This window comes from Kitasatospora sp. NPDC001664, from assembly GCF_053596675.1.
The window spans coordinates 78,086-96,668 of the sequence record NZ_JBSFGS010000020.1 but is presented as its reverse complement, the minus strand read 5'-3'; the positions used below and the strand labels follow the sequence as shown (position 1 = coordinate 96,668).

Sequence of the window (18,583 nt, the reverse complement as noted above, 5' to 3'; positions counted from 1 at the left end):
CCTCAGCGGTCGTAGCGGTGCACCGTGGGCCACCCCGGGCAGGCCCTGCAGACGAACACGTAGAGCCCGCCGAGACCACCCAGCTCCATGCCGTGCCCGTCGTCCTCCGCATCCCCCTGTTCCCAGCCCGACCCCGGCCGGGTGCGCTCCTCCACCGGCAGCCAGCGCCCGCAGGACTCGCTCGACGAGACGGTCAGCAGGTGGTCGGTGGGCCGTCCGCAGCCGCAGACCGGCCAGTTGGGGCGCTGGTTCCAGCCCGGGTAGCCGCCGACCTTGCTCTGGCGGGTGGTGTAGGCGTCCCAGTAGTCGATGCCGTGGTCCACCAGCAGCCGGTCGCTCCAGGCCGCCACCCGGTCCAGCAGATCGTCGGGGAGGTCGTACCCGGGGTACTCGACGGCCTCGGTCGGGTGCACGACGCACGGCAGCGGGACGTACTCCTCGTCGTACTCGTGGGGCTCGGGTGCCGTCTCCAGCAACGGACCTGATGCCACCTCGGCCGCCACGCGCCAGTACAGCACCGGCACCGGGCACCACTGGTCCTGCTCGGAGTGGAGCAGCGGGCACCAGAGCACCTGGAGCAGATCGGCCCCGGCCGGGTACTCCAGCGCCGGGACGTCCCGGGCGTGCAGCTGGAGCACCGGCACCAGGGCGACCGGCTCGGGGCCGACCACGGCGCAGCCGCGCTCCGGGTTCTGGTGGTCCGGGGCGGCGCAGTGCGGCCACGGTTCGTCGGCCGGCCAGAGCAGGGGGCCGCCGAGCGAGCTGTCCGCGCGGTCGGGCCGGCCGGTGCCGGAGCGGGGGTAGAGCAGGGTGGTGGTGCGGGCGAGCGGGAGCAGCTCGGGAAGGTGTTCGGCCGGGTCCAGCGGCGGGGGCGGGACGGTGAAGCGCATCGGGGTCCTCTCGGGAATCGCGCGCAGCGTAGCGTCCTCGCAGGACACGGGGTCGAACAGGGGTCAGAGGGGGCGGATCATCACCTGGCGGGGCCAGCGGTCCAGCCCGTGGGCGGCCTCCTCGGCGCGGATGGCGCGCTGACCAGGGGTCAGGTCGGCGTCGGGGAGGGGGTGGAAGCCGCAGCGGGTGTAGTAGGGGGCGTTCCAGGGGACCTCGGTGAAGGTGGTGAGGGTGAGGGCGGGGAGGCCCTCGGTGGTGGCGCGGGCGGCGGCGTGCTCGATCAGGGCGCGGCCGAGGCCGCGGCGGGCGTGCGAGGGGTGAACGGAGACCTGTTCCACGTGCAGGTTGCCGTCCACGTGCTCGGCGAGCAGGTAGGCGACCGGCCGGTCGTCCTCGGGGTCGGTGGCGACCCAGGCCAGGCCGGCGGCCCGGTACCGTTCCAGCCGGTCGAGCGGGAACGGTTCGTCGGAGGCCACCTCGTCCATCCCGACGTCGGCGAAGAGACAGCCCGCGGCCACCTCGATCTCCTGGAGCAGGGGCAGTTCCTCGGGGCGGGCGTCTCTGATCGGCATGACCGCATTCTGGCTGGTGGGGCACCGTCAGGGCGAAGGCATTTGCCCGCCGCCGGGCCCTGCCCCGAAGATCGGACCGTGTCCGACACCACGCCCGACCTCGACGACTACGCCGCCCTGTGGACCACCGACCGCGACCACTGGCAGTTGGAGCGCGCCGGGAGCGGCTACCTCCCGCTCAGCAAGGGCGCGAACCCGTACTACCTGGTGACCTGTCACGAGGAGCTGGCGGAGCGGATCGTGGCCCGGATGCTGGCCGCCGGCGTCGAGGTGGTGGACCCGTGACCGGCCCGTTCAGCGCGTGGCGGGGTCGTCCCGCTCGCGCAGTTCGTGGATGACGTTGACGAAGGCGCGGATCCGGGCGTTCTCGGCGGCGGTCAGCCAGAGCAGGCCGTAGTCGATGGTCGGTGCGTCGCTGAAGGGGACGAAGACCACGCCCGGTCGGGTGTAGTAGGCCGCGCCGCGGGCCGCCACCACCGAGACGCCGCTGCCGACGCTGATGTGCGCCAGCACCTCCTGCCAGTACGTGATGGGTGCGCCGTGCGGGATCGGCCGCCCGGACGGGGTGCGTGTCGGGTAGTGGTGCTCCAGCCAGTGGTCCGGGATGTTCCCGGCCATCGGGAGCAGCACGGTGTCCGCGAGGTCCTCCAGGGAGATGCTCGCGCGCCCCGCGAAGGGGTGGGAGGCCGGGACCATCAGCGCCCGGGGCTCGGAGAAGACCAGCGGACCGACGGTGATGTCCGGCTCGCGGACCGGGAGTTCGGTGAGCTGGAGGTCGAGTTCGCCCGCGCGCAGCGGCCCGTACGGGTCCCCGAGCTGGGCCTCCCGGATCCGCACCTCGCAGTCCGGGTACCGGGAGCGGAACACCTCGGCGGCCCGGACCACCAGGTCGCCGCACCAGAGCGCGGAGTACCCGACGCCGAGCGTCCCGGTGATCCCGCGCGCCGCGACGATCGCCTGTGCCAGCCCGGCCCCGATCTGCTCGTAGGCCGGCCGCAGGTCGTCGCGCAGCCGCACGCCGAGCGCGGTGAGCCGGACGTCCCGGCTGGTCCGCTCGAACAGCGGGGCCCCGACCTGCCGTTCGAGCTTCTTGATGGTCTGGCTGATGCGTCCGGTGCTGACGCGCAGCCGCTCGGCGGTCCGGCCGAAGTGCAACTCCTCCGCCAGCGTCAGGAACGCCTCCAGCTCCATTCTCTCCAGCACTGCTCCCCCTCCGTCCGACGATCCGTCAGGGAACGCTAGCCGCTGGGCCTCCGGCCCCGTTGAGCGGGGCTAAACGGTCATGGCGGGGATCGTCGTTGATCGTCCCGGCCGCGACCCGACAGGCTGGGGACCGCCCCGCGGCGCCGCCGACTCCTCCGGCGCCGCGCACCCCCACCCACCCTTCCGGGAGCGCGCCCATGCGACTGACCGTGACCACCTTCGTCTCCCTCGACGGCGTCCTGCAGAGCCCCGGCGGGCCCCAGGAGGACCCCTCCGACGGGTTCGGGCTCGGCGGCTGGCTGGTTCCGTACGTCGACGAGGGCTTCGGCGGGATCGCCGGCCCCTGGTTCGACGACGCCGACGCCTTCCTGCTCGGCCGCCGGACCCACCAGCTGATGGCGGCGCACTGGCCGCTGGTCACCGACCCGGCCGACACCGCCGCGACCAAGCTCAACTCCCTGCCCAAGTACGTCCCGTCCACCACCGGGCAGGTCGCCGACTGGGCCGGGACCCAGGTCCTCACCGGTGATCTGGCGGCCGAGGTGACGGCCCTCAAGCAGCTGCCGGGCCGGGCCCTCCAGGTGCACGGCAGCGGGCGGCTGGTCCAGTCGCTGCTGGCCCACGACCTGGTGGACGAACTGCGGCTGCTCACCTTCCCCGTGGTGCTCGGCCGCGGCAAGCGCCTCTTCGAGCCCGGCACCGTCCCGGCCGCCTGGCGCCTCACCGACGTCCGCTCCACCCCCGCCGGGGTGATCGGCCACACCTACGCCTTCGCGGGCCGCCCCGCCGCCGGTGACATCGGCATCGACGCGGACGGCCGCGAAGAACTCCTCTCCGTCTCCTCCTGAAAGGCCCCACCGCACCGTGCGCACTCTCACCGCAGGCTTCTTCGTCTCCCTGGACGGCGTCGTGGAAGCCCCCTACACCTGGCACTTCCCCTACCTGAGCGACCAGGTCACCGAGGCCGTCATGGGGATGACGGCCAAGGCCGACGCCATGCTCTTCGGCCGCCACACCTACCAGGAGTTCGCCTCCCACTGGACCGCCCAGCCGGACGACGACCCACTGGCCTCGCACCTCAACTCCATCGCCAAGTACGTCGCTTCGACCACCCTGGAGAAGGCCGACTGGCAGAACACCACCTTGCTGGGCCCCGAGGGCCTGGCCGGGCGGATCACCGAGCTGAAGCAGCGGACCGGCGGCGACATCGCGGTCTCGGGCAGTGCCACCCTGGTGCGCTGGCTGCTCGCCAACGAACTGCTGGACGAACTCACCCTGCTGGTCCACCCGGTGGTGCTCGGCACCGGGGCCCGCCTCTTCGAGGGCACCCTGCCGCGCCGGGCCCTGACCCTGGCCCGCTCGGCCACCCTCGACAACGGCACCCTCCACCTCACCTACCGCACCGCCTGAGCCGCGGGTCAGGCCCTCACCGGCTCCAGGCGCAGCGTCCGGCTCCGCCACGGCACCGGCTCAGCCGGGCCGAACCAGAGCCGGACGTCCTCGCCGGTGCGCACGGGCAGGCGGGGGAAGTCGTTCTCCGCGTGCTCGGTGCGGTGCAGGGCGTGGCCCGGCCCCAAGTGCCGTTCGGCGTAGGCGTCGAAGGCGGCCGCGTCGGTGGGGTGGCAGACGGTCGCGAGCACCTCACCGGCGCCCGGCGCGGGTGCGAAGCCGGGGCCGCTCAGCAGCAGCACGTCGTCGCTGTCGAGCATCGTGGCGTTGGCCTCCTCACGGTGCTCCTGCCAGACCGGGCCGGTGTAGAAGGCCTCCAGCGCGCGCCGACGGTGCGCCATGTCGGGGAACGCGCGCATCCAGACGAAGCGGTCCGGGTCGTCCAGGTCGCGGAAGCGCCCGCCGACGGCGATGCCCACCGCCTGCTGACCGGTCACGAACTCGCGCTCGAACAGCTCGATCAGCGCCTCCCGGGCGCCGGGGTGCAGGGTGTACTGCCGGAGTTCGACGATGCTCACGCCTCGGCCCGCCCGGTGCGGGTGAAGTCCATGGTCCAGTTGGGCTCCCAGGTGCGACCGTCGTCCGTGGAGAACTCCTGCTCCCAGCGGGCCTCGTCCGGGCCGAGCCGGTGCCAGGCGAAGTGGACGCGGATCGGACGGCCGTCGTGGGCGTCCTCGCCGTGGAAGTCGCTGCGGGCACCGGTGAAACCGCCGACCACCGGCGGGTCCAACCGGCCCGTGCGGCCGTCGGACCAGAAGATCGACCACCGTCCGGCCTCCCGGTCGAACAGCCGCAGGGTCACGCCCTGCCGGCCGAGGGTGGGGAAGGTGATCTCCTCGATGTTGCCGGCGCCGTCGAACAGCGGCCGGACCACCGCGTGTCCGGGGAACTCCTCCCAGGTGCCGGAGGCCGGGTCGAGGGGTGCGGTGAGACGGCGGTTGGCCACGTCCCAGGAGCCGTGCAGGAAGTCGAAGTCGTCCATGCGCCGCAGGTTAGGGCCGGTCCGCTGACATCCTCTGTCAGTGGAGGGGCGGAGACTGTGCGGCATGCGTGCGAGCCGCCTGGTGACCCTCCTGCTCCTGCTCCAGAACCGGGGCCGGATGACGGCCCGTCAGCTGGCCGAGGAGCTGGAGGTCTCCGTCCGCACGGTCTACCGGGACGTCGAGGCGCTCGGCGCCGCCGGCATCCCGCTGTACGGTGCGGCCGGGCACGCGGGCGGCTACCGACTGGTCGACGGTTACCGCACCAGGCTCACCGGACTGACCGCGGACGAGGCGCAGGCCGCGTTCCTCACCGCGCTCCCCGGCGCCGCCGCCGAACTCGGCCTCGGCGAGGCGCTCGCCACCGCCGAGCTCAAGCTGCGCGCCGCCCTCCCGGCCGAGCTGCACGCGTACGCCGAGCGGGTCAGGGAGCGCTTCCTGCTCGACGCCCCCGGCTGGTACCGCGACGCCGACGACACGCCCCACCTGGTCGCGGTCGCCGCCGCGGTGTGGGCACGGCGGGCGGTGCTGCTGCGGTACCGGCGCTGGCGGGCTCCGGAGGAGATCGAGCGGCGGGTTGAGCCGTACGGGCTGGTCCTCAAGGCCGGCCGCTGGTACCTGGTGGCCGGCGGGCCCTCCGGGATCCGCACCTACCGGGTCGACCAGGTCCTCGACCTGCGGCCGCTGGAGGAGTTCACCGTCCCGGACGGGTTCGACCTGGCCGGGTACTGGCGCGGCTACCTGGCCGACTTCCGGGCGCGGCTGCACACCGGGGAGGCCCTGGTGCGGCTCACCCAGCAGGGCGCCCGCCGGCTCGGCGTGCCGTCCTCGGGCGACGGCTGGACGGAGGCCCGGGTGCCCATCGAGTCGATCGACCGCGCCCACGGGGAGTTCCTCCGGCTGGGCACCGACGTCGAGGTCCTGGCACCGGCCGAGCTCCGGGACCGCATCGCCGGGACGGTGCGCACCCTGACCACCCGTTACGGGGGCTGACCAGGCAGGGAGTGGACGGGCGGGCGCGGGATTAATGCGGTGCGCGGGGCGCGGTCAGCCCCTACGGTGTGCGCCATGACCGCCAGCGCCGCCTCCGCCCACCCGTATCCGCCGCTCAACCTGCGGGTGACCACGCCCCGCCTCGAACTCCGGGGAGCCACCGACGAGTTGCTGGAGCAGCTGCTCCCGGTGGTCCGCGCCGGCGTCGCCGACGAGCCGCCGTACCCCTTCGACGACCCGATGTCCCTCTACCTGGACGGACCGGACCGCGAGTGGGCCTGGATGCGGGGCATCTGGAACGGCCGCGCCCAGGTCAACGAGAACTTCTGGCGGCTGTACTTCGTGGTCGTCGTCGACGGCGAGGCCGTCGGCATGCAGGACGTGTTCGGAACCGACTTCGCCACCTTCGGCACGGTCGGCACCTTCTCCTGGCTGGGCCCGCAGGCCCGGGGCAAGGGCCTCGGCAAGGAGATGCGCCAGGCCGTCCTGCACCTCGCCTTCGAAGGCCTCGGCGCCCAGGAGGCCACCAGCGAGGCCTTCTTCGACAACCTCGCCTCCAACCACGTCTCCGAGGCCCTCGGCTACACGCCCAACGGCACCGGCTGGGCCACCCGCCTCCTCGAACCGGCCGCCCTCCACCGCTGGCGCCTCACCCGCGACCGGTGGACCGCCCACCGCCGCCCCGACATCACCCTCGCGGGCGTCGAAGCCTGCCTCCCCGTCCTCGGCATCACCTCCTGACTTCCGTTTCCGGAACGGGAGTTCTCCTTCAGGAGGTTCAGCGATCTCCGTCTGGACCGCCACCGACCCGCTGGGTCACGATGAGCGGCATGACGGGGAACGGCTCGACACCACCGCCCGACGATCCACCGGGTGCCCCGCCGCCGGCCGGCCCGAACTGGGCCGCCGTCGGCGCACTCGCGGCTGCGGCGGCGGCCGTGGTGGCCCTGGTGGCCTACCTACTGCCACCCGCCCCGTCACCGCTGGCTCCTCCGGTCCCGGTCGTCGGCAGTCCCACCCCGGCACCGGACCGACCCTCGCCCTCCCAGCCGGATCCGCCCTCCCCGACCGAGTCGCCGTCGCCGACCGAGCCGTCGTCGTCGAGCCCGACACCGTCGCCGCCCGGCCAGCGCCCGACGCCGAGTCCGTCCCGGACTGCCACCACGCCGCCACCACCCACGCGCACACCCCCGCACACACCCGCGCCGATCACCCCGGTACCGGAGCCGCCGCTGCCGACGCTCCGGGCCGGTGGCTGCGACGAGGGAGAGGCCGCCCTGGCCCGGTTCCGGAAGAACGCCGGGACGACGCGCAACAGCCAGGCCGCCGCCGCCCTCCAGGCCCGGGACGATCTGATGGCGGCTCAATTCAGCGCCGACCGGAGCGACATCTCCTCGGCCCTGCGACAGCTGGCCTCCGACTTCTCAGCGCTGCGCTCCCGGCTGATCGGCGAGATCATGGACGACCCCAACGAAGTGCACGCCTGGATAGACTCGGACACCAAGGACTTCAGAGCATTCTGCAGTTGACGCTCCGACCGACACCGGAGCCGGAGCCGGTCGGGAGGTCGAGCACATGCCGGACGAGCTGGACGAGCTGTGCGCGCGGGTGCTGGCGGAGCACGGCTGTGCCTCGGTCTCGGTGGCCGTGGCCGAAGGCGACGAGGTGGTCCTCGCCCGGGCGTACGGCTTCGCGGACGTGGCCTCGCGCCGCCCCGCCACCCCGGGCACGGTGTACGGACTGGCGTCCGTCACCAAGGCGTTCACCGCCACGGCCGTCTGCCTGGCCGCCGACGAGGGCCTGCTCGACCTCGACGCCCCGGCCTCCGGGGCCTACGGACCGACCGGGCCCACCCCGCGTCAACTCCTGCTCCACCGTGGTGGTTTCCCCGCGTTCTACACCTTCCACTACGGCGCCGGACCGCTCCCGATCGAGATCGAGCGCTACCGCGCCCCGCTCCGCGAGCCCGGCACCGCCTTCGAGTACTCCAACACCGGCTACCAGGACCTCGGCCGACTCCTCGAATCCGCGACCGGCCGGCCCCTCGGCGACCACCTGCGCGAGCGGGTCGCCGCGCCCCTGGGCCTGAGCGACTTCGCCTTCGGCGCCGCGTACACCGGCCCCGGCCCCGTCGCCACCCGCTACTCCGCCGGCGGCCACGCCTACCCCACCTGCCGCACCGGCCATCCCGCCGCGACGGCCGGCTGGGCCACCGCCGCCGACGTCGCCCTCTTCGCCCGCACCGCCTCACGCCTGCTCAAGCCCTCGACCCTCGCGGCGATGAACGAGGCCCCCGCCATCAACGAGCACACCGGCTACGGCTACGGCCGCCTCGTCTCGCACGGCCCCGGCCCGGTGGTGCACAGCCACGGCGGGGGCATGGGCGGCATCGCCGCGATGATGATCGACGTTCCCGAACGCGAACTCTCGCTCGCCGTCCTGACCAACTCCACCGACAAGGCGGCCCGCGACGCCGTCGTCCGCCACCTCGCCGGGGCCCTGCTCCCCGGTTTCCGTCCCACTCAGCTCGACACCGCCGCCGAGACCCCCCGTACCGTCACGCTTCCCCAGGGCACCTGGTCCGGCGAGATCACCACCCCCGAGGGCGGGCTCCCCCTCCGCCTCCGCCTCCTGAGCCCGACCCGGCTGGAAGTCCAGCTGGCCGACGCCCCGCCGGTGACCACCGCGGCCGCCGCCTCCGACCGCTGGGACCTGCGCGCCACCGCAGCCCTCCAACTCCCCACCCGGGACGCCCGCCTGAACAGCCCCCACCTCGGCCTTGAACTCCGCCTCCGCGAGGACACCCTCACCGGCCGGGCAATCGCCTACAAGCCCGGCGACCAGGAGGGCTTCCTCGGCTCCTACCTCCCCCACCCATGCACCCTGCGCTGACCCGTCCCGCCCGGGCTACGGGCTACGGGCTACGGGCTACGGGCCCGCCGGCCGTCGCACCCAGCGCAGCACCAGGACGCTCGCCAGTGCGGCCAACGCACACCAGGTGGAGACGAAGGCGGTCCGCCACAGCACCGCGCAGAGGACAGCGGCCGCCCCGACCCACCAGCCCAGCCGCCGGAGCTCCGGCACCGGGTTGAGCAGCAGCGGGCCCAGGGTGGCCACGAGGTAGGCCGCGAGGAGCAGCGGGGCGAACCGGATGCCGACCGCGTACTCCAGGGTGTGGCCGTCCACCGTCGCCGTGACGGGGCCCGCCAGCACCGCCGCCGTCAACGGGACGGCGGTGGCCAGGCCGAGCACCACGAAGCCGAGCAGCCGGCGAGGGCGGCCGGCGGCGCGCCAGGCGCCGACCGGGACCAGCACGGCGAGCAGCGGCATGGCGATCAGCGCCCATCCGACCCGGGCGAGCCCGGCGGCACCGCTGCCGACCCGGCCCTCCTCACCGAACCACACCACCGCCTCCAGGAGTTGGTGCAGACCGAGGACCAGCGGCAGCGCCGCCAGGGGCAGTTGCCGGCGGTGCCGCACCTGGCTCAGACACACCACCCCGAGACCGGAGACGGCCGCGCCGATCAGCAGGTCCGCCTGCGCGCTCCAGCACATCGCCGCGTCCCCGCCTACCCGGACACACTCGGTCCGGCCGGTCGGTCCCGGGAAGGGTCCGGGGCGGGGCTGGTCGGGGGCACGGTGCTGCTCCGTTCGGTCGCCGAGGAAAGCGGTCTGCGCGCCCGACTATCCGTCAGCACGGCCGCCCGCGGGCCCGACGACGTCGCCCGACGCCGCCGAATCACCCGGCCGGACCACGCACCTCGCCCCGCTCCCACCGGACGCGGCGCAGCCCGAGCTCGTCCAGCAGGTACGCCGCGTCGCTCCCCCGGGCCCCACCCGCCTCCGCGATCGCTTCCACCTCGCCCAGCAGGCGCTCGCGCTCACCGGCGGGCAGCTGCCCCAGCCAGTGCACGATGCGCGGGAACTCCATGTCCAGGTTGGCGAAGTCGAGCGAGACCAGGAGCGCGCGACGCACGTTCTCGTACGTCGCCGGCACCGCGCCCTCGCGGGCGTCGTGCCCGCTCCCCCTGCTCATCACGGAACGCACTCTACGTCGCGGGGACGGACCCTCACCGGGCGAGGGGCGTGCCGGAGCACGGGAGAAACCCGTTGCCCCGGAGCGGAACGACCAGCTAGGTTCGCCCGGCCGCCCGCACCGGTGCAGGTCGGCACCGTTCACGAGGAGGTGTGGAGCACATGCGCAGGAGTGCCCAGGAGTCGAGCCCACGTACTGACCCTTGCCACCTCCTCACGACGGAGACACCTTGTCCCTCCGCATCACCCCGCTGACCGACCCCGCTCCCGGACCGCACGGCCAGCGTCTCGCCTGGCTGGCCTCGGACGCCGGCTCCGTCCCGGTCGGGACGGCCTTCCTGCGCCTGCTCGACGGCGGACAGGCGCACCTGGCCGAGCTCGACCTCCGCGTTCACCCCGCGGAGCGCCGCAAGGGCATCGGCTCCCGGCTCCTCGACGGCGCCGTGGCCACCGCCCGGGACGAGGGCCGACGCCGCGTCGTCGCACGGGCGGAAGCCGGATCGCCCGGCGACCACTTCCTGGCGGCGCGCGGATTCCGCACGGTCCTCACCTTCCGCTACACCCGCCTCGCGCTGGCCGAGGTGGACCCCGCCGTCCTGGCCGGGATCGTCGAACGTCCGCATCCCGGCTACCGGCTGACGTCATGGCGGGGAACCGTCCCCGACGACCTCGCCGAGACCTTCGCCGCGTCCCGCCGCGCCATGGACGACATGCCCATGGACGAGGCCGACCACTCCCCCGTGACCTGGGACGTGGACCGCGTGCGGGCCGCCGCGAAGGCCGTCGAACAGCGCGGCGACCACCTGCACACCGTCGTCGCCGTCGACACCACCGACGGCTCGATCGCCGGGTTCACCGAACTCGTCGTCCCCGGCAACGGCTCGGGCGACGCCCAGCACTACGGCACCGGCGTGCTGCCCGAGCACCGCGGACACGGGCTCGCCCGGTGGATGAAGGCCGAGTCGATCCGCAAGGCCCGCGAGGACCACCCGGACCTCGGTGGCCTCCTGACGGACACCGCCGACGGCAACGCGCCCATGCGACGGATCAACGACGCTCTCGGCTACGTACCCACGCACACGGAGCACCAGCGCCAGCTCGACCTCTGACGGGGACCGGACGGGCCGGACGGGGCGTCACCCCGTCCGGCCCGTCCGCTCACTTGGGCTCGCCGTCCGCCAACACCAGGCCGCGGAAGCGGCGTAGCGAGCGGGCCGCCAGCGGGTCGGTGAGCGGGCGCAGGACGGCCGAGGCCGGACCGGCGGCGGGGAGGCGGAAGGCGCCGAGGAAGGCGAAGCGGGTGCTGGTGGCGGACTCGGGGTGGGCGGCCATGCCGCCGAGCAGGAAGCGACTGCGCATCAGGCACCAGCCGGGCGTCAGTTCGAGGTCGAAGCGCGCGCGCAGGCGGGTGTGGCCGGTGACCAGGAGGGCGGCGCGGGCGGCGCCCTGAGGGGGCGTCAGGCGGGCCGTGCGGATGTCCGGGAGCCACTGCGGCATGGTGCGCTCCAGGTCGGCCGCGACCGACCAGACCGTCTCGAACGGAGCGTCGATCACCGTCTCGCGGACCGCAGCGCCCGGAGTGGTGGCCGCGACCACCCGCAGGCGCCGGACCGGGTCGAAGTCGGCCACCGGCCAGGGGGTTCCGTTCACTGCTGCCACGCCCTTCGGAAGCTGATCCGGGCCCGGGAGAGCCGGGACTTGACGGTGCCGGCCGCCACGCCCAGCAGGTCGGCGGTGGAGCGCTCGTCCAGGCCCTCCAGGTCGCGGAGCACCAGGACGGCGCGGTGCTCGGGCGTAAGCCGGGCGAGCACGTCCTCGATGTCGGTGGCGAGCTGCGGGTCGCCGGGGCGCGGGAGTTCGGAGAGGTCGGCCGGTACGCAGCGCGCCGTCCGCCGCACGTGGCGCACCGCCTCGCGGACGGCGATCGCCCGGACCCAGCCGAACAGGGCCGCGGGCTCCTTGAGTTGGCGCAGCTTGCGGAAGACGGCGATCAGCGCCTCCTGGGTCGCGTCCGGTCCGTCGTCGAGGGCGATCGGGCCGCACAGGCGCCGCACGTACGGCGCGACCAGCTCCAGCAGCTCGCTCACCGCCAGCTGATCGCCGCGCTGCGCGGCGCGGACCAGTTCGGCGAGACCTGCTGCCTCGCCCGGGGTTTCGGGACCATCCACATCCGACTCAGAGGCGGCCTGCGGCACGGACGTTCCACCCCTCCCGTGTGACCCTCGCCACAGGAACCTCCGTCTCCCCCGCGCGCTCCCTCCGGGTCGACGAACCGTCACCACCCTGAAGGAGCACCCTCGATGGACACCCGCACCCGCACCCGCACCAACCCCCGCACCGCCGCCCGCGCCGTGGCCGCCGTCCTCGCCGCCGACGCCGCGATCCACCTCTACTGGACCACCGGCCTCACCTGGCCCGCCCCCGACCGCGCCACCCTCTCCCACCTCGTCCTCAACGCCGACGTCCCCTTCACCCCGCGCGTCCTGCTCCCCCTCGCCACCGTCCTCCTCTGCGCCGCCACCCTCCTCCTCACCCGCACCGGCCACCTCCCCGCCCTCGCCCGCCGCCTCCCCACCCCGCTCCTCCACCTGGCCCCGTACGCCGTCGCCACCGGCCTCCTCCTCCGCGCCCTGGCCGGCCTCGTCTGGATCACCGGTCTCGGCAGCTCCCCCGCCGACACCTTCTACTGGCTCAACCTCGCCCTCTACACCCCCCTCTGCCTCCTCTGCGCCGCCGCCACCTGGACGGTCGCCCGCAGCCGGACCTGACGACCGGGCCGCATACTGCGACCGAGGACGGACCGAGCGCACCGGAGTGATCCCCCGTGACCGAGCACACCGCCACCCCGGACCGGACCGTGGGCGTCGACCTCGCGACCGCCGACGCGTTGATCGCCGCCCTCGTGGCCCGGTCCGCCGCGCTCGGCCGGACGCTGCCGCCGAGGACCGAAGAGCAGCTGCGCCTCGCCCCCGTCGAGGGCTGGCTCCACCTGCCGGGCCCCCTGGATGACCTCGCCCCACCCGCCCGGCCTGGGCTTTCCGGCAGCCTGGCGTAGGGTTCCGGTACGGAATCCGCTCCTCCGAAGGGACCCTCAGCATGGCGACCGCGCCCACCAACGGACCCACCGTCAGCTCCGGGGCGGCGGGGATCGGGCGGTTCGGGTGGGGGACGGCGGCGGTCGGGCGGCCCGGGTACATCAACCTGGGGCGGGAGGCCGACCTGCCGGCCGGGCGGAGCGTGGAGGCGCTGCGGGAGCGGACGCACGGGCTGCTGGACACGGCCTTCGCGGCGGGCGTGCGGTACCTCGACACGGCACGGTCGTACGGACTGGCGGAGCAGTTCCTCGGGGAGTGGCTGGCGGCGCGGCCGGAGGCGGCGGCCGAGGTCACGGTGGGGAGCAAGTGGGGGTACACCTACACCGCGGACTGGCGGACCTCCGGGGTGCCGGTGCACGAGGTGAAGGAGCACTCGCCCGAGGTGTTCGACCGTCAGGTCGCCGAGAGCCGGGCGGTGCTGGGCAGGCACCTCGACGTCTACCTGATCCACTCCGTCACCCCGGACAGCCCCGCGCTCAGCGACACCGCCCTGCACGGGAAGCTGGCGGCGCTGGCCGCCGAGGGCGTCCGGATCGGCCTCTCCACCAGCGGCCCCGCCCAGGCGGCGACCGTCCGGGCAGCGGCCGAGGTGACGGTGGCGGGGCAGCCGCTGTTCTCCGCCGTGCAGTCCACCTGGAACGTGCTGGAGCCCTCCGCCGGCCCCGCCCTCCAGGAGGCCCACGCCGCCGGCTGGCTGGTCGTGGTCAAGGAGGGCATGGCCAACGGCCGCCTCGCCGACCGCAACGCCACCGGCCCCGACACCGCCGCACTGCGCGCCCTCGCCGAACGGACCGGCCACCCCACCGACGCCCTCGCCCTCGCGGCCGTCGCCGCCCAGCCCTGGGCCGACCTCGTGCTCTCCGGCGCGGCCACCACCGACCAGCTCGCCTCCAACCTCACCGCCGCCGAGCTCCCCCTCTCCCCCGACCAGCTCGCCACCCTCGCCCCGCTCGCCGAACCCGCCGAGCAGTACTGGCGCACCCGCGCCGCCCTCCCCTGGTCCTGATCCGCGGCCACCCCTCTGCTACGGTCGGACGGCCGGCCGCGGGACTCCGGTGCGACTTCCGGAAACTACCTCTGAAGCAGTGATTCGCAGTTCGCGCCCCCATTCCCCGGCCGGCCCCTGACCCGGAGCACCAGCGACGAGGACGAGCCACCGTGGAGACGTACGGCGACCTGGTAGCCGCCGATGACGTGCTGCTCTTCGTCAACGCCGCGATCACCGCGACCGGCCGGCGCGAGTTCCACTCCGACCAGGCCGAGCAGCAGCTCTCGCTGGCCTTCCTGCACGAGTACATGCTCGTCAACTACCGTGGCCCGTACGCCGCTTCGCTGGCGCTCGACATCAACGACCACAACGCCGCGCTGATCGTGCGCCACCTGCTGGAGACCGCGAAGGAGGCCACCGAGGAGCAGCGTCGTACCGAGGGGCGGCTGATCGCGCGGCGGCTGGCGCTGCTGCCGCCGCAGCGGGTCTACCGGCTGATCGGCGAGCTGCGGCGGGCCAAGGTGAACAACCGCCGTACCCGGGCGATCCTGCGCGACTGGCTGGCCGCCCGGCCGGACCAGACGCTGGACGCGGTGAAGTACCGGGGCGGGCTGAAGCTGGCGCTGCGTCATCTGCACCTGCGCCCGGCCGAGGCGGAGACCGGGGACTTCCTGTTTACCAAGGCGGCCAAGGGCGCCGGGAAGTACCGGGCACCGCTGCTGAGCGCCTGGACCCGCGCGCACTACGAGCAGCCCGCGCTCTACGAGTTGCCGTACACCGTGGCGGAGGGCTTCGCCGCCAAGCACGGCATCCCGCGCGAGGTCTTCCTGCGGAAGATCGAGCCCCGGATGACCGCACTGGAGCGGCTGCGCCTCCAGGAGTCGGCACGCACCGCGGGCGCGTCGGAGGTGAACGCCGCCGACCTGTCCCGGATGTCACTGAACCGCCTGGCGGTGTACGCGCTGGGCCTGTCCGCCGCCGACCGGATCGCCCGCCGGGGCGAGCTGACCGGCGCCCTGCGCGCCGCCGCGCGCCGCACCGCCGGTGCGCAGGCCGGGAGTTGGGGGAAGGTCGCGGCGGTACTGGACGACAGCTTCTCCTCCTACGGCTCCGGGCAGCAGCGCCGCCGTCCGCTGGCCGCCGCGCTGGCCTGCCACTTCCTGCTGGAGGCGCTGGCTGGCGAGGGCGGCTACACCGCCTTCTGGACCTCCGGCCGCACCGACGCGCTGCTGCTCCACCCGCTCGGGCCGACGCCGCTCGGACGACGGATCGTGGACGCCCTGGACACCGCCCCCGACCGGCTGCTGATCGTCTCGGACGGGTGGGACAACTCCCCGCCGGGGATGGCCGCCGAGGTGCTGCGGGTCTGGCGCACCCGGCTGGACCCCGACCACCGCACCAGCGTCGTCCACCTCAACCCGGTGTTCGACGCCGAGAGCTTCGACGTGCGCCGGCTGGCGCCGACCGTCCCCACCGCCGGGCTGCGCGACGCGGCGGACCTGACCACGCTGGCGGAGTTCGCTCGGTTCGCCGAAGGCCGTACCGGCATCGGCGAGTTGACCGCCCACCTGGCACTGCGCACCGAGCAGTTCCTCGACCCCGGGCAGGCCCGATGAAGACCGAGCCGTTCACCCTCGACCTGGAGGGACTGACCACCCGACCGGCGCAGGTCTGGGGCGGGGTCCGGTTGGTCCCGCTGGTGCGCGAGGTGCCGATCACCGACCTGCGGCTGCGCCAGGAACTGTACGGCGAGGAGGACGGCTGCGGCTGCGGCTGCGGCCGTGGCACGGTGGAGTGCGACAAGGGCCTGTACACCTCCTACCTGCCGCACGGCTTCGTCGCCGACTGGACCCGGGACGGCACCCCGGCCGCCGCCTACGGCACCCAACTCGGGGGCTCCGCACCGGAGTCGGTCCCGCTGGAGCGCCGGCCGGGACGGCTCGCCAAGCGGGCCGACCGGACCCGGCTGCGCTTCCTGCCGCTGCACCTCGCGCTGGAGGGGTACCTCGCCCTGCACTTCGGCGGCCCCACCTTCGCCTGGCAGCAGTGGTCGGAGCGGGCGCTGCGGCACGGCCTGTCGCCGCGCGAGGAGGCGAGCTACAGCGGGGCGCACGTCAGCGGACTCGCCGACGCCCTGCGGGCGTTCGAGCTGCACCCCGGCCAGTGCGGCGTACTGCTGTACGTGGCGGACGCGCTCGCCGCCGCCTTCGTGGTCCCGCATCCGGAGGACTACCGGGCCCTGCACCGCAGCCTGCTGCTGGACCTCTACGGCGAGCTGGTCTACCACTACGCGCTGCTCTCCGCCCCGGTCCCGGACTTCCGGGCCGACCTCGGCCGCTCCTCCGTCCGCTCCCTCGCCGAGCTGCGTGCGGCGGTGGACCGACAGGAGCGTACCTGGGCCGGGTTCCACGACGCCACCATGGCGGACGGGCTGCTCGGTGCGGCCTACCGGAGCCGGACGGTGCGCCGGATGGACCGCTTCACCCTCTCCCGCTTCCTGCCCGAGTTCCGCCCCCGGCAGGAGAACCACATCGGCGAGGCGATCACCGACGAGCAGGGCCGGATCGCCTACCTCAAGACCTTCCGCCTCTCCGAGAGCCAGACCCGGCGCGGCCATCTGCTGGACACCCTGGCCGCCCACGACTGGCACCTGCCGCAGACCGCCGGCAGCCTCGGCCTGACCGAGCACCAGCTCGGCCTGCGCCTGGAGTCGGCCGGCTTCGGGGCCCTGCTCCAGCAGCACGTCCTCGACCGGTACCGCAGCCAGGCCCGCGCCGAGAGCCGCTGAATCCACTGGCGCGCCGCGCCCCGGAGGAGCTACGCTCCCCCACGATGATCACTCACTCCCTCTCCGGATGGGGGGTCTCGTCCACGTTCGGTGAGTGCTGATGGCCACTCACCCCGTGCGCGAGGACTCCTACCTCTCCCGCTGGCTGCGCGTGCGCGAGTACGCCGTGCCGCCCGTCATGATCGAGCGCTCCACCGCCCGCCGCACCGTCGGCGACTGGGCGGGCGCCTGTGCCGCCTCCCGTGTGGACGTGGACTTCGATCTGCCCACCGTGAACCGTGCGCTCGGCCACGAGTTCACCGGTCAACTCCGTTCGGACCTGCGCCACTTGGCGCCCGACCTGCTCCGCTGGCACCTGCCGCGGACCGCCCCCGACGGCCTGCTGCGCGGCGGGCTGACGATCTCCCTGGCCCGCTACCGTCTGCCCGGACGTCCGGGCCCGGTCCACCTGGTCGCCCGTACCCCGCCCAGCTGGGCGGACGGCGGCCAGCGCTTCGCGCTCGCCCTCTGGACGTCCGACGGCGACGTCACCGCCTCCGACCGGCGCCACCACCACCCGCACCGGTGCCCCGATCCGCGCTTCCGGCTCGACCTGCACCGGCACCTCTGGGACGCGCGCCGGGCCGGCGAGCTCCGGGAGCGGGCCGGATCGGTGCAACAGGCCCGTGTACCAAGTGAGTTGGAACCATCCTACGCCGTGGACCGCTGGTGTGCCGAGGCGGCACTGCTCCGGGAGGCCGAGGGCCGGCCGGAGCTGGCGGTGGTGGTCCGGCTCGACACGAGACGCCGTCTGCTGCTGGAGCCGGGAGCCCGGCTCACCTCGGCCGGCCTCGACGAACTCCCGGACGGTGTCGCGATGTTGACGGTTCGGGAAGCGGCCGGTCTGTCTGTGCTGCCCGACGCCGCCACCTGGACCGCGCCCGATCTGGAACTGCTGCGCAGCGGGGCGATCCGCCCGGAGCGGCTGCACCCCCTGGTCGCAGCGGCCTTGGCGCCGGGCCACCCCGCCCCGCCGCGTGTCCGCCCGGACGGGTCCTCGGCACCGGCCCTGGTGGACTGCCAGGGAGCCCGGCACCGGATCGCCCTGGTGGACGGCACCCTCAGCCCGCTCGACCACGACCCCGCCGAGCTCCACCGGGAGCAGCTGCTCAGCGCGCTCGGCGGCACCCCGATGCCGTGCCTGCGCACCATCGAGCAGGCCCACCGCCACCCGGAGGAGCTGACGGGCGTCCGCGAACGCCTCGCCCACGGCGACAGCGCCGGTGCGCTGGCCGTGGTCGAATCGCTGCTCGGCCCCGCCGCCCTGCTCCCCGAGGGCCCGCTCCGCTCGGCGTTGGAGGCGGCGGCCGAACGGCGCGTCACCCACGGCCTCTACCGGGCAGGCCTGTTGGGCCTGGTCCGGGTGGCACCCGCGCGGCCCCGGCCGCCGAGGCCCCGGATCAGGTTCGTGTCAGCGGTGCCCCGGACCAGGCCCCGGCTCGCGACGTACCGCCGCTGAACCCTGCCGATCTCCGCTTCCGGCCCCCCGGCACCGGCCGGCCGTCGCCACCCCCTGCCCTCATCTCCTCCTCTCCCCAAGGTGATCCGCC

The 18,583-nt window shown here is 74.3% G+C and carries 23 protein-coding genes; 14 read left to right on the top strand and 9 right to left on the bottom strand.

Translation table 11 applies throughout. The features are described 5' to 3' along the window. Positions 1-2: 2 nt before the first annotated feature. The gene (locus ACWCYY_RS26560; protein WP_345290830.1) at positions 3-890 is read right to left on the bottom strand and encodes a hypothetical protein; all 888 of its coding nucleotides are present in this window, start codon (positions 888-890) and stop codon (positions 3-5) included. A gap of 63 nt (positions 891-953) precedes the next feature. Next, a complete protein-coding gene (locus ACWCYY_RS26555) occupies positions 954-1,463 on the bottom strand; it encodes a GNAT family N-acetyltransferase (protein ID WP_449797472.1) in 510 nt (169 codons plus the stop codon). A gap of 78 nt (positions 1,464-1,541) precedes the next feature. Between ACWCYY_RS26555 and ACWCYY_RS26550 the strand changes: the two genes are divergently transcribed. After that, positions 1,542-1,748 carry a hypothetical protein gene (locus ACWCYY_RS26550; RefSeq protein WP_345290828.1) on the top strand — a complete coding sequence of 69 codons (207 nt, stop codon included), beginning with the start codon at positions 1,542-1,544 and terminating at the stop codon, positions 1,746-1,748. Between the two features lie 9 nt (positions 1,749-1,757). On the opposite strand, the gene ACWCYY_RS26545 is transcribed toward ACWCYY_RS26550, so the two are convergent. Beyond that, positions 1,758-2,666 (bottom strand): LysR family transcriptional regulator, encoded by a 909-nt coding sequence (locus ACWCYY_RS26545; RefSeq protein WP_345290827.1) that lies wholly within the window; start codon positions 2,664-2,666, stop codon positions 1,758-1,760. A 197-nt stretch (positions 2,667-2,863) separates the two neighbouring features. Between ACWCYY_RS26545 and ACWCYY_RS26540 the strand changes: the two genes are divergently transcribed. Then, entirely contained in the window at positions 2,864-3,514 is a 651-nt protein-coding gene (locus ACWCYY_RS26540; RefSeq protein WP_449797471.1) for a dihydrofolate reductase family protein, read from the top strand. Between the two features lie 16 nt (positions 3,515-3,530). Beyond that, the gene (locus tag ACWCYY_RS26535; protein ID WP_449797470.1) at positions 3,531-4,076 is read left to right on the top strand and encodes a dihydrofolate reductase family protein; all 546 of its coding nucleotides are present in this window, start codon (positions 3,531-3,533) and stop codon (positions 4,074-4,076) included. 8 nt (positions 4,077-4,084) lie between these two features. On the opposite strand, the gene ACWCYY_RS26530 is transcribed toward ACWCYY_RS26535, so the two are convergent. Together ACWCYY_RS26530 and ACWCYY_RS26525 are read right to left on the bottom strand one after the other, a co-directional pair. After that, complete coding sequence (locus ACWCYY_RS26530) at positions 4,085-4,633, bottom strand: NIPSNAP family protein (RefSeq protein WP_449797469.1); 549 nt, start codon at positions 4,631-4,633, stop codon at positions 4,085-4,087. Further along, a complete protein-coding gene (locus tag ACWCYY_RS26525) occupies positions 4,630-5,097 on the bottom strand; it encodes a hypothetical protein (protein ID WP_449797468.1) in 468 nt (155 codons plus the stop codon). The genes ACWCYY_RS26530 and ACWCYY_RS26525 overlap by 4 nt, the downstream gene beginning before the upstream one ends. A gap of 64 nt (positions 5,098-5,161) precedes the next feature. Here ACWCYY_RS26525 and ACWCYY_RS26520 point away from each other — a divergent pair, with 64 nt between their 5' ends. The 4 genes from ACWCYY_RS26520 (at position 5,162) to ACWCYY_RS26505 (ending at position 8,980) form a co-directional block, all read left to right on the top strand. After that, complete coding sequence (locus ACWCYY_RS26520) at positions 5,162-6,088, top strand: helix-turn-helix transcriptional regulator (RefSeq protein WP_345290822.1); 927 nt, start codon at positions 5,162-5,164, stop codon at positions 6,086-6,088. A 75-nt stretch (positions 6,089-6,163) separates the two neighbouring features. Further along, complete coding sequence (locus tag ACWCYY_RS26515) at positions 6,164-6,829, top strand: GNAT family N-acetyltransferase (protein WP_449797467.1); 666 nt, start codon at positions 6,164-6,166, stop codon at positions 6,827-6,829. A gap of 614 nt (positions 6,830-7,443) precedes the next feature. After that, the gene (locus ACWCYY_RS26510; RefSeq protein ID WP_380149194.1) at positions 7,444-7,617 is read left to right on the top strand and encodes a hypothetical protein; all 174 of its coding nucleotides are present in this window, start codon (positions 7,444-7,446) and stop codon (positions 7,615-7,617) included. 46 nt (positions 7,618-7,663) lie between these two features. After that, complete coding sequence (locus ACWCYY_RS26505) at positions 7,664-8,980, top strand: serine hydrolase domain-containing protein (RefSeq protein WP_449797466.1); 1,317 nt, start codon at positions 7,664-7,666, stop codon at positions 8,978-8,980. 36 nt (positions 8,981-9,016) lie between these two features. On the opposite strand, the gene ACWCYY_RS26500 is transcribed toward ACWCYY_RS26505, so the two are convergent. Together ACWCYY_RS26500 and ACWCYY_RS26495 are read right to left on the bottom strand one after the other, a co-directional pair. Beyond that, complete coding sequence (locus tag ACWCYY_RS26500; protein WP_449797465.1) at positions 9,017-9,643, bottom strand: DUF6629 family protein; 627 nt, start codon at positions 9,641-9,643, stop codon at positions 9,017-9,019. Positions 9,644-9,827: 184 nt separating this feature from the next. Beyond that, a complete protein-coding gene (locus ACWCYY_RS26495) occupies positions 9,828-10,124 on the bottom strand; it encodes a hypothetical protein (RefSeq protein WP_345290817.1) in 297 nt (98 codons plus the stop codon). 229 nt (positions 10,125-10,353) lie between these two features. On the opposite strand from ACWCYY_RS26495, the gene ACWCYY_RS26490 reads away from it, so the two are divergent. After that, on the top strand, positions 10,354-11,232 hold the full coding sequence (locus ACWCYY_RS26490) for a GNAT family N-acetyltransferase (protein ID WP_449797464.1): 879 nt from the start codon (positions 10,354-10,356) through the stop codon (positions 11,230-11,232). A 49-nt stretch (positions 11,233-11,281) separates the two neighbouring features. Here the strand turns inward: ACWCYY_RS26490 and ACWCYY_RS26485 are convergent, their stop codons facing one another. After that, positions 11,282-11,773 (bottom strand): SRPBCC family protein, encoded by a 492-nt coding sequence (locus ACWCYY_RS26485; protein WP_449797463.1) that lies wholly within the window; start codon positions 11,771-11,773, stop codon positions 11,282-11,284. Next, on the bottom strand, positions 11,770-12,291 hold the full coding sequence (locus ACWCYY_RS26480) for an RNA polymerase sigma factor (protein ID WP_345290814.1): 522 nt from the start codon (positions 12,289-12,291) through the stop codon (positions 11,770-11,772). The genes ACWCYY_RS26485 and ACWCYY_RS26480 overlap by 4 nt, the downstream gene beginning before the upstream one ends. Positions 12,292-12,423: 132 nt before the next feature. Here ACWCYY_RS26480 and ACWCYY_RS26475 point away from each other — a divergent pair, with 132 nt between their 5' ends. The 6 genes from ACWCYY_RS26475 (at position 12,424) to ACWCYY_RS26450 (ending at position 18,492) form a co-directional block, all read left to right on the top strand. Further along, positions 12,424-12,891 carry a DUF3995 domain-containing protein gene (locus tag ACWCYY_RS26475; RefSeq protein WP_449797462.1) on the top strand — a complete coding sequence of 156 codons (468 nt, stop codon included), beginning with the start codon at positions 12,424-12,426 and terminating at the stop codon, positions 12,889-12,891. A gap of 56 nt (positions 12,892-12,947) precedes the next feature. Then, complete coding sequence (locus ACWCYY_RS26470) at positions 12,948-13,178, top strand: hypothetical protein (RefSeq protein WP_449797461.1); 231 nt, start codon at positions 12,948-12,950, stop codon at positions 13,176-13,178. A gap of 41 nt (positions 13,179-13,219) precedes the next feature. After that, on the top strand, positions 13,220-14,224 hold the full coding sequence (locus ACWCYY_RS26465) for an aldo/keto reductase (RefSeq protein ID WP_449797460.1): 1,005 nt from the start codon (positions 13,220-13,222) through the stop codon (positions 14,222-14,224). 152 nt (positions 14,225-14,376) lie between these two features. After that, a complete protein-coding gene (locus tag ACWCYY_RS26460) occupies positions 14,377-15,822 on the top strand; it encodes a hypothetical protein (RefSeq protein ID WP_449797459.1) in 1,446 nt (481 codons plus the stop codon). Continuing rightward, the gene (locus tag ACWCYY_RS26455) at positions 15,819-16,994 is read left to right on the top strand and encodes an ARPP-2 domain-containing protein (protein ID WP_449797458.1); all 1,176 of its coding nucleotides are present in this window, start codon (positions 15,819-15,821) and stop codon (positions 16,992-16,994) included. The genes ACWCYY_RS26460 and ACWCYY_RS26455 overlap by 4 nt, the downstream gene beginning before the upstream one ends. Before the next feature lie 100 nt (positions 16,995-17,094). Continuing rightward, entirely contained in the window at positions 17,095-18,492 is a 1,398-nt protein-coding gene (locus tag ACWCYY_RS26450) for a hypothetical protein (RefSeq protein WP_449797457.1), read from the top strand. Positions 18,493-18,583: the final 91 nt, after the last annotated feature.